9 protein-coding genes, 1 tRNA gene and 1 pseudogene are annotated in these 13561 nt (G+C 58.0%); 2 read left to right on the top strand and 9 right to left on the bottom strand.

Going from position 1 to position 13561, the window contains the following annotated elements:
- Positions 1-28 precede the first annotated feature (28 nt).
- Positions 29-105: transfer RNA gene (locus ACA044_RS20050), tRNA-Pro, on the top strand.
- Between the two features lie 335 nt (positions 106-440).
- Here the strand turns inward: ACA044_RS20050 and ACA044_RS20045 are convergent.
- The 8 genes and pseudogenes from ACA044_RS20045 to ACA044_RS20010 all read right to left on the bottom strand — a co-directional run bounded on the left by ACA044_RS20045 (position 441) and on the right by ACA044_RS20010 (position 11340).
- On the bottom strand, positions 441-803 hold the full coding sequence (locus ACA044_RS20045; RefSeq protein WP_030131280.1) for a copper-binding protein: 363 nt from the start codon (positions 801-803) through the stop codon (positions 441-443).
- A complete protein-coding gene (locus tag ACA044_RS20040; protein ID WP_497442952.1) occupies positions 800-3958 on the bottom strand; it encodes an efflux RND transporter permease subunit in 3159 nt (1052 codons plus the stop codon). The genes ACA044_RS20045 and ACA044_RS20040 overlap by 4 nt, the downstream gene beginning before the upstream one ends.
- Positions 3955-5439, bottom strand: a complete 1485-nt coding sequence (locus ACA044_RS20035; protein WP_497442951.1) for an efflux RND transporter periplasmic adaptor subunit — start codon at positions 5437-5439, stop codon at positions 3955-3957. Before ACA044_RS20035 ends, ACA044_RS20040 begins: the two co-directional genes overlap by 4 nt.
- On the bottom strand, positions 5436-6692 hold the full coding sequence (locus tag ACA044_RS20030; RefSeq protein ID WP_497442950.1) for a TolC family protein: 1257 nt from the start codon (positions 6690-6692) through the stop codon (positions 5436-5438). Before ACA044_RS20030 ends, ACA044_RS20035 begins: the two co-directional genes overlap by 4 nt.
- Positions 6693-6792: 100 nt before the next feature.
- The gene (locus tag ACA044_RS20025) at positions 6793-7134 is read right to left on the bottom strand and encodes a hypothetical protein (protein ID WP_497442949.1); all 342 of its coding nucleotides are present in this window, start codon (positions 7132-7134) and stop codon (positions 6793-6795) included.
- 175 nt (positions 7135-7309) lie between these two features.
- Positions 7310-8338 carry a sterol desaturase family protein gene (locus ACA044_RS20020; RefSeq protein ID WP_497442948.1) on the bottom strand — a complete coding sequence of 343 codons (1029 nt, stop codon included), beginning with the start codon at positions 8336-8338 and terminating at the stop codon, positions 7310-7312.
- A gap of 310 nt (positions 8339-8648) precedes the next feature.
- Positions 8649-10086: pseudogene (locus ACA044_RS20015) on the bottom strand (tyrosine-type recombinase/integrase).
- Positions 10087-10437: 351 nt separating this feature from the next.
- Positions 10438-11340 carry a LysR family transcriptional regulator gene (locus ACA044_RS20010; RefSeq protein ID WP_497442947.1) on the bottom strand — a complete coding sequence of 301 codons (903 nt, stop codon included), beginning with the start codon at positions 11338-11340 and terminating at the stop codon, positions 10438-10440.
- Between the two features lie 100 nt (positions 11341-11440).
- Between ACA044_RS20010 and ACA044_RS20005 the strand changes: the two genes are divergently transcribed.
- On the top strand, positions 11441-12304 hold the full coding sequence (locus ACA044_RS20005; protein WP_497442946.1) for an aldo/keto reductase family oxidoreductase: 864 nt from the start codon (positions 11441-11443) through the stop codon (positions 12302-12304).
- A gap of 121 nt (positions 12305-12425) precedes the next feature.
- On the opposite strand, the gene ACA044_RS20000 is transcribed toward ACA044_RS20005, so the two are convergent.
- A complete protein-coding gene (locus tag ACA044_RS20000; RefSeq protein ID WP_497442945.1) occupies positions 12426-13514 on the bottom strand; it encodes an alkene reductase in 1089 nt (362 codons plus the stop codon).
- Positions 13515-13561 lie beyond the last annotated feature (47 nt).

Genomic DNA, 13561 nt, shown 5'->3' with positions numbered 1-13561 from the left:
GAGATGAGGAACAGAGTCAACGCCTAGTCGGGGCGTAGCGCAGTCCGGTAGCGCACTAGCATGGGGTGCTAGGGGTCGAGTGTTCGAATCACTCCGTCCCGACCATATAATTCAAGGGGTTGCGAGACTTTATTTCGCGACCCCTTTTTATTTCTAGGCGTTTTTACCCCTACAAAACGGCTGGCTCTCAGTAGAATCCTCACCAGTTCCGTGTGAGTTGACGCTCTGTTTTGGATTTTTTCGCGCGATGCCTGGCACCGCTTCGCGATGCCCAAAATTTTATGATTTTGGCGGTTTAATACGTAGATGGATCGTCCACAGCCCCGCATTCCCGGCGGTTTAGGACTTTGCAGCGACGCGATAGGTCAGAGTCATTTTTAATGACGGATGACTGGCCCGATATCAGCTTGTGGATGTCGGACCAGGCATCCATTCCATTGCTACTTCAGAGTCTTGATGGACACGATTGTGGCTGCCATCCCCTCTGCACGAAACTCAAACGCTACTTGATCCCCAATCTTCAGGCCTGCCAGTTGTTTGGCTGTTGCGTTGAACCCCATGGTCATGGCGGGCCACTGCACGGCCGGCACAGCGCCATGGGCGATAGTCACCGTGTGTTTCGTTGTATCGATGGCCTTGATCGTACCCTCGGCTTTGGCCACGGGAGCCTGCTTCGCCTCCTGTTTCATCTGCATGTCGTTCATGGGCATATCGTCCATCTTCATACCTGGCATGTCCTCTGCCTGGGCATAAAGAGACAGTGCAATAACGGTGCTTGCAACGGCGATCAGGGTGAGTTTCATACGACTTTCCCTTGAGGGTTGATGGATACAACTGGAAGGTGCCGACGGCGCATCAAACGGTAGGCCGCCGGAATGACGAACAAGGACAACAAGGGCGCGGTGACCATGCCACCGACCATGGGCGCGGCGATGCGGCTCATCACTTCGCTACCGGTACCGCTACCCAATAGGATCGGTAACAGGCCAGCAATGATGACCGCCACAGTCATGGCTTTGGGTCGGACCCGCTGCACCGCGCCTTCACGAATCGCAGCGATCAACCCTCGCTCTGTGTTATCACCGGCGTCTTCTCGCTCGGTCCAGGCGTTCTTGAGGTAAAGCAGCATGATCACGCCAAATTCGGCCGACACGCCGGCCAGGGCGATGAACCCGACTCCGGTGGCCACCGACAGATTGAACCCCAGCAGATAGAGGAACCACGCCCCGCCAGTCAGGGCGAACGGCAGGGTGGCCATGATCAGCAAGGCCTCGTCGAAGCGGGCGAACGTCAGATAGAGCAGCACGAAAATGATCAGCAACGTGGCCGGTACTACCAGTTTGAGCCGCGCGTTGGCCCGCTCGAGAAATTCGAACTGTCCTGAGTAGCTCAGGCTCATACCTGGCTGCAACTTGACCTGCTCACTGACGACCCGGCGCAGGTCGGCGACCACTGAGGCAATATCCCGGCCACGCACGTCGATGTACACCCAGCCGGAAGGCCGGGCGTTCTCGCTCTTGAGCATGGGAGGGCCGTCGCTGACCTTGACCTTTGCCACGGTGCCGAGGGTGATCTGACTCCCTAAAGGGGTGTAGATCGGCAGCTGCTCCAAGGCGACGAGCGAGTCACGCCACTCACGGGGATAACGCACGTTGATCGGGAAGCGCGCGAGCCCTTCAATCGTCTCCCCGACGTTCTCACCGCCAATAGCACCGGCCACGATCGACTGCACATCGGCGATGTTCAGCCCGTAGCGGGCAGCAGCCTTGCGGTCGATGTCCACATCGATATAGCGGCCGCCGGTCAGGCGTTCGGCCAGGGCTGAACTGACCCCGGGCACATCCTTGGCCACGCGCTCGACCGCCTGAGTAGCCGCGTCGATCTGGGTCAGGTTGGTGCCGGCAATTTTCACTCCGATCGGACTCTTGATCCCGGTGGCGAGCATGTCGATGCGATTGCGGATCGGTGGTATCCAGATGTTGGTCAGCCCTGGGGCGCGTACCACTCGATCCAGCTCTTCCACCAATTTTTCCTGGGTCATACCGGGACGCCACTGTTCGCGTGGTTTGAACTGGATTGTGGTCTCGAACATCTCCAGCGGAGCCGGGTCGGTGGCGGTTTCGGCGCGGCCAGCCTTGCCGAAGACGTGTTCGACTTCGGGGACGGTCTTGATCAGGCGATCAGTCTGTTGCAACAGCTGCGCGGCTTTCTGCGCCGACAACCCCGGCAGAGCCGAAGGCATATAGAGCAGATCACCCTCGTCCAGTGCAGGGAGGAACTCGCCACCTAAGCGAGAGATCGGCCATAGCGCGCTGAGAAAAATCAATAGCGCGACCAGCAGGGTGATTTTGGGACGACGCAGCACCGCGTCCAGGGCCGGTTGATAGATCCTGATCAACCAGCGGTTCAATGGATTCTGTTGTTCGTTGGGGATCCGTCCGCGAATCCAGTAGCCCATCAGCACCGGTACCAGGGTCACAGACAGTCCGGCCGCCGCGGCCATGGCATAGGTCTTGGTGAAGGCGAGGGGGCCAAACAGGCGACCCTCTTGCGCCTCCAGGGTGAACACCGGAATGAACGACAGGGTGATGATCAACAGGCAGAAGAACAGCGCCGGCCCCACCTCGGCCGCCGCTTCGGTCATCACATGCCAGTGATGTTCGCCCTTCAGCTCTTCGCCGGGATGGACCGCGTACCAGGCCTCGACCTTTTTGTGAGCGTTTTCGATCATCACCACGGCGGCATCTACCATGGCGCCGATGGCGATAGCGATCCCGCCCAGGGACATGATATTGGCGTTGATCCCTTGGTGCCGCATGACTATGAAGGCAATCAGCACCCCCACCGGCAGCGAGATAATAGCCACCAGGGATGAGCGCAGATGCCAGAGGAAGATCCCGCAGACCAGCGCGACGACGATGAATTCTTCGAGCAGTTTGTGACTGAGATTTTTCACAGCGCGGTCGATCAGCTTGCTACGGTCGTAGGTGGTGACGATTTCCACCCCGGCCGGCAGGCTGCTTTTCAGGTCGTCAAGTTTGGCCTTGACCGCGGCAATGGTTTCGCGAGCGTTCTTGCCGCTGCGCAGAATCACCACGCCGCCGACGGTCTCGCCTTCGCCGTCGAGTTCGGTGATGCCACGACGCATCTCCGGCCCCAGTTGGATTGTGGCTACATCGCCAAGGGTCACCGGTACGCCAGCCGCACCGAGCTTGAGTGGAATCGCGCGAAAGTCATTGAGGGTCTTCAGATAGCCGGAGGCGCGGACCATGAACTCGGTCTCCGCCATCTCCAGTACGGCGCCACCGGTTTCCTGATTGGCCTTGCCAATGGCCTCGGTCACCTCAGCTTGAGTGATGCCCAAGCTGGCCAATTTGAGTGGATCGAGCTGCACCTGGTACTGCTTGACCATGCCGCCCACGGTGGCGACTTCCGCAACGTTGGGCAGGGTCTTGAGTTCGAACTTGAGAAACCAGTCCTGCAGGCCCCGCAGTTGCGCCAGGTCGTGTCCGCCACTGCGATCCACCAGTGCATACTGATAGATCCAGCCCACACCTGTGGCGTCGGGTCCCAAGGACGGTTTGGCGGAAGCCGGCAGGCGGCTTTGGACCTGACTCAAGTATTCCAGCACCCGTGAGCGGGCCCAGTACAAGTCCGTACCGTCCTCAAACAGCACGTAAACGAAGCTGTCGCCAAAAAAGGAATAGCCGCGTACGGTCTTGGCTCCCGGTACCGAAAGCATGGTGGTGGTCAACGGGTAGGTCACTTGGTTTTCAACGATCTGCGGCGCTTGTCCTGGATAAGGGGTGCGTATGATCACCTGAACATCGGAGAGGTCCGGTAGTGCATCAATGGGGGTGCTCTGAACCGACCAGACGCCCCAGAGCGTGACGAAGAGCGTCACCAGCAGTACCAGGAAGCGGTTGGCCACTGACCAGCGAATCAGGGCGGCGATCATGGCTGGCCCCCTGGTTTTTCCAGGTGTTCAACCCGCAAGCCATCGTCGGTTTGGCTCACCGCAATCCGAACCTTGTCGCCCGCCTTGAGTCCTTGCCTGAGCGCAGGGTCCGCCAATGGGAAGGTCATGGTCATCCCCGGCATGCCGAGCGTCTTGAACGGACCATGGGCGAGGGTTACGTCGTTGTTGTTGATTTCGACAATCTGCCCGTCCGCCTCATGCAAGGCCGAAGCTACGGCGGTAGAGGGTGGCGTTTCCATCGTGCTTGCGACGATGCCCTGGAGACTGGCCTCGGAGTCGAGCAGGAACTGACCGGAGGTAACCACCTGCAGGCCTTCTTCCAAACCTTTCAGCACCACCGTCTTGCCTTCGTTTTCCTGCCCGAGTTGCACTTCTACGGGACGGTAGCGACCAGCGTCTTCGGCGAGCATCACCAGGACGCGTCGGCCGGTGCGAATGAGTGCCTCACTCGGTACCCACAACACGCTTTGCTCAGTCGAATGATTCAGGCGCACCTGCGCCGTCAATCCGGGTCTGAGGCGCCCGTCAGGGTTGGGCAGTTCGACGCGTACACGAATGGTGCGGCTGTCCGGATTGGTTTCGGGAAGAATCGCGCTGACCGTGCCGTTGAGCACAGTCCCAGGGAAGGCTGGCAGACGTGCTTCGACCGTTTGACCGACGACGATCGATCCAGCCTCCGACTCTGGAACGGCCACAGCCAGCCAGACGCTACTCAAACCATTGACGCGTGCCAGGGTCTCGCCGGCGGCCACCGTCATTCCCTCTCGTACATCCAACTCTTGCAGCACACCGCCAATGGGACTGGTGAGGGTCATGTTCGGCTGAACCTTGCCGCTGCGCTCTACCTGAGTAATCAGTGTCGCCGGCATTCCCGTGAGGCGCAGACGTTGGCGTGCCGCTGCCAGCAAGTCAGCATCACCGTTACGTTTAAGTGCGAGGAATTCTTCCTGAGCAGCAGCCCATTCCGGTACGAGGATATCCGCCAATGGCGCATTGGCTTTGAGCACATCGCCTGGTGCGCGGGCATACACCCGCTCCACAAAGCCGGCAGTTCGCGATTGAATCACCGCGACATCCCGTTCATTGAACGCCAGCACACCGGTTACATCCAGGCTGGAAGCGAGGACTCCACGAGTGACTGTCGCCAAGCGCAGGCCGAGATTCTGGGTCAGGCTTGGGTCGATACTGATGACCGCACTATCCGCCGCGGAATCAGCGTATCGGGGCACCAACTCCATATCCATGAAGGGCGATTTGCCTGGTTTATCAAACTTCTGCTGCGGGGACATCGGGTCGTACCAATACAGTACTTTGCGTTCCTCTTGCGTTTCAGGGGGTTGTTCGGCGGTGGTCTCAGACATTGCACTCATGCGCTGCTGGGCGAACCAGTAACCGCCGGCAGCGCCCAAGGCAATCGAGAGGCCTGTCAGCAAAGCCCCTTTCCAGATTCGAGAGCTCATTGATTGGCGTCCCCATAAGCAAAATACAGGCGAGCACTAGTGAGGGCTCGCTGTTCTTCGAAGTCGACGTGTTTGAGGCGGGTCTCGATGAGTTCACGTCGGGCAGCGATGACAGCCGCCAAGTCGCTTTTACCGGCGCGATAGCTGGCCATGGTCAGCCCGACTTTTTCCTTGGCCAGGGGTAACAGACTGTCCTGGCTGCGGTGCACGGCACGGTTCAGACGCTCGTATTCGGCCAGATCGTCCTCCAGTTGCTGGGTATGTTCACGTACGAGCGCTTCGCGCTCGGCCTCCAACTGATTCAGTTCGGCGTGTTTGGCGGCGATCTTCGGGTTTTGTCGGGAGTCGGGGAACAGTGGCAGGTCGAATGTGAATTGCACGCTGACCATGTCGCCAAATTCCCGCCCGCGCCGCTGATAGTCGAGTTCCCAGCTCCAGTCGGACTGCTTTTCCGCTTCCGCTTCACGGACCTTGGCCTGCGCTTCGCGGGTCATCGGGGCGAAGGCCGTCAGCGCGGGGTGATGTTGCAGCTTCTGGGCGTACCCCGACGTATCGATGGGCCACTTCGGCAAGCTGCCGATTGGTTGGTCATTGGCGGCCGAACCAATCCAGCGTTTGAGTGCGGCTCGGGCTTGGGCACGCAGGCGAATTAATTCGTCCTGTTGCTCCGCCAACTGAGCGGCTTCCTGTTTGGGCGTGACTGCATCGGCAGGTTGAGCGCGACCGCCGGCGATCTGTGCCCGGACGGTATCAGCCAACAGGCGGTTCTCTCGAAAGAAGTCCTGGAACAGTGCCTCTTTACGCTCGACGGAGTAGCTGCTGATCCAGGCTAATGCCGTGGCCTGACGAACATTCAGACGCTCCACACGAGCTTCAGCCGCAGCTCGATCGACGGCCGCCTCGGCGACCTCAACACGTGCTTTGCGTTTGTCGCGGTTGGGCACCTCCTGCATGACGCCGACCATCTGCATGGTCATGAAGTCCTGCTCAAGGCGCCAGCGGTCAGGGCCGCCGATGGGATAGTTTTGTACGCCCAGCAGAAGCTTCGGGTCGGGTAGTTCGCCGGCTGGAATGGCGGCGCTGCTGGCGGCTTGCAGTTTGGCCGCTTGGGCGGTCAGCGATGGTGCATTGGTTTCGGCAAGGCGCAAGGCTTCGTCGAGTGTCAGGGCGGCGGCCAAGCTCGGCAATACCAGCACGCTTGCCGCCAGGGCGGCCACGAGGGGCCAACCGGTGCAGTAGCACTTGGGTTTCATGTTCACGATTCCTGTGAGGATCCACTGCGCGCCTCATTAGACATGCGCGCAGATATGCCTTCCCGCGCAGAGCGGGATAAGGTTCAGTGTGGTACAGGAATCAAGCGCGAGGCGGTCGCCACACCCCGGACGGGGTATAAGCAGGCAGGAAGTCGCTGAAGATTGTTAGCATCTGCGGACTGGACAAACGGGTGGCAGGTTTCCCAAACGACACTTGTAGCAGACTGGCGCTCCTGCATTCCTGGCCAGGCTTGCAGGGTTTGCCATGATCGGCGGAGCTGCTCATGTCAAGGCAGCAGTCCGGGTTCATATCGTCCATCATGGTCATGCCCGTCGTTTTCATCGGGCAAGGTACTGTCGGTGCCTGAATGCCCGCCATCCCGCTCAGGGGAAGCGCCAAGCTGATCAGGAAAATGAGGCAGCACCGCAAATAGCGTTTCATGCGAGGGAGTTTAGTCGCTGGTAACGGGCTGTACAATTACGACTCTGTCAGGAAGGCCCGTCGGATGCATAAGAACTTCCTTGTGTCGAAACAAGGACGCGTTAAACAACCAAGTCCAACTCGAAATCAGAAATGACGGCTTCCGCAGTCATCCCTTCGTCTCTTATGGTTGGGGCTATGAATAGGGCGTTTCAGGCTCAACCCTTCGCGGGCGTTTCGCCAGGAGCTTGCGGGCGGTTTCGACAAAGGGCGTGACGATCAGGCTATAGACCGTCAGGTAATGCTGGTGGTCCTGTTCTCCGGTGCCGAAGCGCAGGTTCTCGGGCTGCGAGCGGGTGACATATAGCGTGCCGAACATCCAGTCCCAAAGAGACAGGTTGGTGCCGAAGTTCCGGTTGAAGTGACGGGGGGCGTCGCTGTGGTGGATCTGGTGCTGGGCTGGGCTGTTAAGCAGATGTTCGAGCACCGGCCCGAATGACAGCCAGACATGAGTGTGACGCAGATTGGCCGCTAGGCCATTGAAGATGAACACCAGATAGGTCACGCCGAACAGGGTGTAGCGGCTGATCTCGCCACCACAGGCGTACCAGAAGCCACCGACATAGAGGCCGAGGCAGGCGGTGGTGCTGAGTTTCTCGACGATCTTTTCCACGAAGTGCACCCTGCTCGCCGTCGCCGGTACCAGCACCGGCGCCGAGTGATGGACCTTATGAAATGCCCAGAGCCAGCGCGAGTGAAAGGCCCGGTGCGCCCAGTAATGGACGAAATCCTTTACCAAGAACACCCCCAGCCCGTAGAGCAGGGCGAGCGAGAGGTTCTCCTCCAGGCGTGGGCGCGCGCCCCAAAGATTGCTAAAAAAATCCAGGTAATCCCCGGAGCGCAGGATGTACGGATCGACCAGATGGACAATGGGCAGCACCAGGGCGACCTTGAGAATGGCCCGCACGAAGTAGTAGCGGTAATCCAGCAGCGCCGAGCGATGCAAGTACACCTGGCGACCGCCGATGAATTTCCAGAACGAACGGGCGTCGGTCAGGCCCCGATATTTTCTGAAGCGGAACAGGCCATAGGCGACGCTGTAGGAGACGCAAAGAAACAAGACCCCGAGGCGGCCGTTCAGATTAAAAATGCTGAGAAACTGCTCGGTGACAGGCGCGATCACCCACTCGATCAGGTGCTTACAGACAAGCGAGAATGCATCCACGAAACGCCAGCCTCAGCCAAAGGAAACGCATTGTAAATCATTCTGATTTGGCTGAGTGTGTTTCTGCTTGGCTTCCGAGCCTTGTGGGCAAGGTGTTCTCTGATTGGGGCGTCTCAGGCCCGCCATGCTTCAATCTTGCCGCAGGGCTCTTTCTCAGCGTCAAGAATAACGAACGAAAGTTAAGTTCGGCGCGTCCACAGGCAGCAGCTTAGTCACGGATTACTGACGCCAGTGGACGCAAATCACTGCGTCCACTGAGGTTTCCGAATCTTCGGGCCATGGTACGTTCGGCCTATGAAGATGGCCGTGCCTATGTCAATGCGTACGCTGGGAAAGACATCATCGACTCGGAGGGTGGATGCTCGTAGGTTGAGGACAACACAGCACTGAGCCGATCGCCCAACAGGTTCCAGGCACGCTTCTTCTCTTCGGCATAATCGTGGTGCAGGTAGTGGCGTCTCACCCGGGAGCCGGCCAACACATGATTTTGGCAGCGATCGATGACGTCCAGACTGACCCCCAAGGCCTGCATCATGGTCGCGCCGGTGCGGCGCAGGTCATGCGGCGTCCAGTCGCCGTTCTGGCCGTCGGCAAGGACCAGGGTATCGTCGTGACGCCGTCTTGAGAGGGCCTTGCGGTTTTTGAACTGGGCCTGGCGATCGCCGACCTGTTTACTCACCACCTTTATGTCCACATGCCCATCATCCTGCTTGTTGGGGAAGCACCACTGTGAATGTCCCGTCAGGCTCTTGAGTTCCTGAAAGAAATGCAGGGCGAAGGGGGAGAGGAAGACATGGTGGTCCTGTTTCTTGCCCCGGGTGCCTTTGACGTTTTCACTGGGGAGGAACCAGGTCTGCCGGTCCAGATCGACATTTTTCCATTCGGCCTGCAGCAACTCGCCAATCCGGCACAAGGTGCCCAGGCTGATCCAGAGCGCGAGTTGAGCTTCTTTCTTTAACGGCCGAATGCCCTCGTATTTTTGCCCGGCGGGGAGGGTGCTGTAATCGGCGGTCATTTGCTGGAAGCGGTTGTGCAATTCCAACAGCTCAGCCGGCGAAAGGATCCGGCTTCTTTCCGCTTCGTAGTCGGCAGGGATCAATGGGGAGATGTCGACCAGTTCAGTCGGATCACCCTCAACCAGTAGCGCCCGCCAAGGCTGGCGCTTTCTGGCCCAACTGAACATTTGATTGAGGTCGGCGAAAGAAGCTGATCGCTTGCCGGTGAGCGCCGCGGTTGACCACGGCCCGGATCAGCGCCCGAACATCATGCTCGGAAACACTACTGACTGACGTCTTGCCGAGTGCCGGGTACAGGTCCTTGTTGAAACGGCGCTGCAATTCAGCATTGCCATCTTTCCGCGCCACGCCATCCAACAGCCAGGACTTGGCCAGATCTTGGACGGTCAGCGTTTGCACCTTCGTCGTTTTTACTTGGTCGGCCTCTACGTTAGCAGCGGCATATGCCTGTGCCTTGGTGGTTTTCTTGTGCGCGTTGGGATTGATTTGCTCATCAATGAGCGCCCGGGCCTGGTTGCGTGCCTTGCGGATGTCCGTCAGGGATTTGCGCGGCCAGGACCCGCAGGAGTACTCTTTGTTCTGATCGCCCCACCGATAGCGATAGAAAAAGCTGACCGACACACCGTCCTTACGGACTGAGATTCGACCGGCGAGATTGCCATCCTCCCTGAGGATGCGGCCGGCATCGTTGGCGGTCAGTGACTCGAGTTCTTTGATGGTAATTTTGGCCATGAAACGGACTCCCCCTACTTTTACCCCCACAAAAACGTCGGCTCTTGATGGACGTTACTGGACTCTCGTAGAGCAGAACGCCGCTGGAGCTCAAGTAAATACTAGCTTAGAAAAATCCAGAGTAAAATTTTGGAAGCTTTCAAGAAGTATGAAAAAGGAGATGGGGTGCTAGGGGTCGAGTGTTCGAATCACTCCGTCCCGACCATATAATTCAAAGGGGTCGCGAGATTTTATCTCGCGACCCCTTTTTATTTTCAGCCTTTTTTACCCCCCCCAAAAAAATCACTGGCTCTGGGTGGAATCTTTCAAGGCATTTCCGCGTTTAACATTCGTCGAATGGTTATTGATGAACTACGTTCGCTGGGCATTGATAAAGTCTATAAATGCCCTCAGAGGCGAGGGCAGATAGCGTCTGCCAGGGTAATAGAGAAACGGCCCGGTAAAGCTCTGCCACCAGGGTTCCAGCACCGGTTCAAGTGCCCCACTGTCCAGATGGGGCTGAAGCCAGTCCTCAAACAGGTAGACGATACCCAGTCCATCAATCGCAGCCTGAACAGTCAGGTCCACGGCGCCTCCCACTCTGACAATCAACGGCCCAGTCGGGTCCACGCTAACGGTTTCGCCATCACGTTCGTACTCCCAGAGTGGCATCGCGCCACTCGGAAATCTGCCCCGCAGGCATGCGTGTTTCAACAGGTCTCGTGGGTGCTCTGGTCGACCTCTGGCATCGAGATAAGCCGGTGATGCGGCCGTCGCGAAGCGTTGAAATCGTGGGCCGATGGGGACTGCAATCATGTCCTGCTCAAGGCGTTCATCGTAACGAATACCCGCGTCACAACCTGCCGCAAGCATGTCGACGAAGCTCTCCTCGATCGTCACTTCCAGGCTGATGTCGGGATAGGTTCGCAGGAAAGGGGTAATGATCGACGGCAGCACAAGTCTTGCGGCGCTGGCAGGAACATTCAGCTTGAGGGTGCCTGAGGGGCGGTCACGGAAGTCGTTCACCACATCAAGAGCCGACTCGACTTCGCCCAATGCGGGCACGATGCGTTCCATCAGCCTTGCGCCAGCTTCAGTCGGCGCCACGCTCCGGGTGGTGCGATTGAGCAGTCTTACACCTAGCCTGGCTTCCAGGCGTCGCACTGCGTCACTGAGGCTTGAAGCGGATTTACCGCAGGACTTGGCTCCTTCGCGAAAACCTCCTGCATTGACCACCGCTACAAAGGCCAGCAAGTCTTGAATGTTGGTTTGCATTGTTCTCTCAGCCGTACAACCTGTGCCGATTGCACCCTATTATCAGTGAAGTGGTCAATGCCTATAGTGCGCCACACATACTCCGATTGAGGTAGACACAATGAGCAAAGTGGCCAAAGCAGGTTCGTTCTTATTGGGTGACCGGGTGGTAAATCGTATGGGCTACGGTGCGATGCAACTGGCGGGACCTAACGTTTTTGGCCCTCCCAAGGACCCGAAAGCGGCCATTGCCGTACTGCGTGAAGCGCTGGCGTCGGGTGTAAACCACATTGATACCGCAGATTTTTACGGCCCTCACGTGACTAACCAACTGATCCGTGAAGCCTTACACCCTTACGCTGAAAACCTGGTGATCGTGACAAAGGTCGGCGCACTCCGCGGTTCCGATGGCGCCTGGAATCCAGCGCAGAGCCCCACCGAATTGACCCATGCCGTGCATGACAACCTGCGTAATCTTGGGGTGGACGTACTGGATGTGGTGAACCTTCGGGCAATGGGCAACCAGCAATCGCCCACCGAGGGGTCCATCGAGGAATCCTTTACCACGCTTGCCGAATTACAGCGCCAGGGACTCATTCGCCACTTGGGCGTAAGCAATGTCACGGCATCGCAGGTCAAGCAGGCGCAGGGGATCGCTGACATTGTCTGCGTGCAGAATCACTACAATCTGTCTCATCGGGAAGACGAAACGCTTATTTCTGAATTACGTCAGCAGGGCATTGCTTATGTGCCGTTCTTTCCTTTAGGTGGTTTCACACCACTGCAGTCGCAAGTACTCTCGAACGTAGCGACGCGCATGGGAGCTTCACCCCTGTGCGTGGCGCTGGCATGGCTGCTGCAACGTTGTCCTAATATCTTGTTGATTCCTGGTACTTCCTCGGTGGCACACCTTCGAGAGAATCTCACCGCGAGTGAATTGGTCATCGCGCCTGACATGCTGGCCGAGTTGGAGGCGCTGGGATAGCGGACGGAGCGTCCAGGGCTGATTAGTTGGAGCTTTTACTAAGCAGTCCTGTAAGCGCCAGCGAATGGCTCGCGATCGCCGTGAGACATAACGCTGACTGACGTCTAATCCAGTATTTTGCTCATAGTGTCGATCGGGATTGCGCTATGGTCGGATAGTCCGTGTAACCGCGTTCCTCACCTTGGTAGAACGTCGTTGGGTCTGCTTCGTTCAGGGACTCGCCGTGTTTGAATCGCTCCACCAAATCCGGGTTGGCCAGGAACCCGGTGCCAAACGACACCAGATCAGCATCGCCTAAGCTGAGCGCCGTTGCGGCTCGCTCTGCGTCATAGCCACCATTGGCGATGTAGGTGCCACCGAAACGACGCTTCAATTCCCTGAAATCGAATGGCCCTGCACCGAGTTCCACCACGTGAATGTAGGCCAACCCATAGCGACTGAGCATCTTCGCCGCGTAGTTGAAAGTCGCTTGGGGATCGCTGTCGCTCATGGAGAAATAATTGAAGATCGGCGACAGGCGAACCCCCACTCGGCTGGCTCCGAAGACCTCGATGACGGACTCGACTACTTCCTTGAGAAATCGAGCGCGATTCTCTACAGAACCGCCGTAGGTATCGGTTCGGTTATTGGTGCCATCGCGCAGGAACTGGTCGATCAAATAACCGTTCGCACTATGGATTTCAACGCCGTCGAATCCAGCACGTTTTGCGTTTTCAGCTCCTTGGCGAAAATCAGCGATCACGCCAGGAATCTCATCGAGATCCAGAGCCCGTGGGATTTCGTAAGACTTGAGTCCCTCGCAAGTGTAAATCTCGCCATCAGCATTGATCGCTGAAGGTGCTACTGGCAGGGCGTTGTTGATCTGCACCAATGGATGTGAGAGCCGTCCGACATGCCAGAGTTGCAGGAATATCCGTCCACCTTCTGCATGAACAGCGTCGGTCACTTGCTTCCACCCCATGATTTGTTCAGAGGTGAAGATGCCCGGCGTTCTCATATAGCCTTTGCCTTGTGCCGAGACCTGAGAACCCTCGGTGATGATGAGGCCGGCACTGGCACGTTGCCGGTAATACTCAACCACGGTGGGCGTCGGAGCATCACCTTCACCGGCGCGGCTTCGCGTCAAAGGCGCCATGACCATGTGATTTTTCAGAGGGAGGGCGCCGATTTGTGCAGGGGACAAAAGCAGGTCGAGATTGTTCGTGGTCATGATGTATCTCAGTAGGTTGAGGATTGATAATTCGGGATTGGTGGGGT

The sequence above is a fragment of the Pseudomonas sp. LBUM1673 genome, assembly GCF_059695645.1.
Note: the sequence above shows the minus strand (reverse complement) of the source record. Positions and strands in the feature narration are given on the sequence as shown.

Coding starts and splice junctions, on each gene's coding strand:
- ACA044_RS20045 (WP_030131280.1), bottom strand. CDS start 803: ATGAAACTCACCCTGATCGCCGTTGCAAGCACCGTTATTGCACTGTCT.
- ACA044_RS20030 (WP_497442950.1), bottom strand. CDS start 6,692: ATGAAACCCAAGTGCTACTGCACCGGTTGGCCCCTCGTGGCCGCCCTG.
- ACA044_RS20025 (WP_497442949.1), bottom strand. CDS start 7,134: ATGAAACGCTATTTGCGGTGCTGCCTCATTTTCCTGATCAGCTTGGCG.
- ACA044_RS20005 (WP_497442946.1), top strand. CDS start 11,441: ATGAGCAAAGTGGCCAAAGCAGGTTCGTTCTTATTGGGTGACCGGGTG.
- ACA044_RS20040 (WP_497442952.1), bottom strand. CDS start 3,958: ATGATCGCCGCCCTGATTCGCTGGTCAGTGGCCAACCGCTTCCTGGTA.
- ACA044_RS20000 (WP_497442945.1), bottom strand. CDS start 13,514: ATGACCACGAACAATCTCGACCTGCTTTTGTCCCCTGCACAAATCGGC.
- ACA044_RS20035 (WP_497442951.1), bottom strand. CDS start 5,439: ATGAGCTCTCGAATCTGGAAAGGGGCTTTGCTGACAGGCCTCTCGATT.
- ACA044_RS20010 (WP_497442947.1), bottom strand. CDS start 11,340: ATGCAAACCAACATTCAAGACTTGCTGGCCTTTGTAGCGGTGGTCAAT.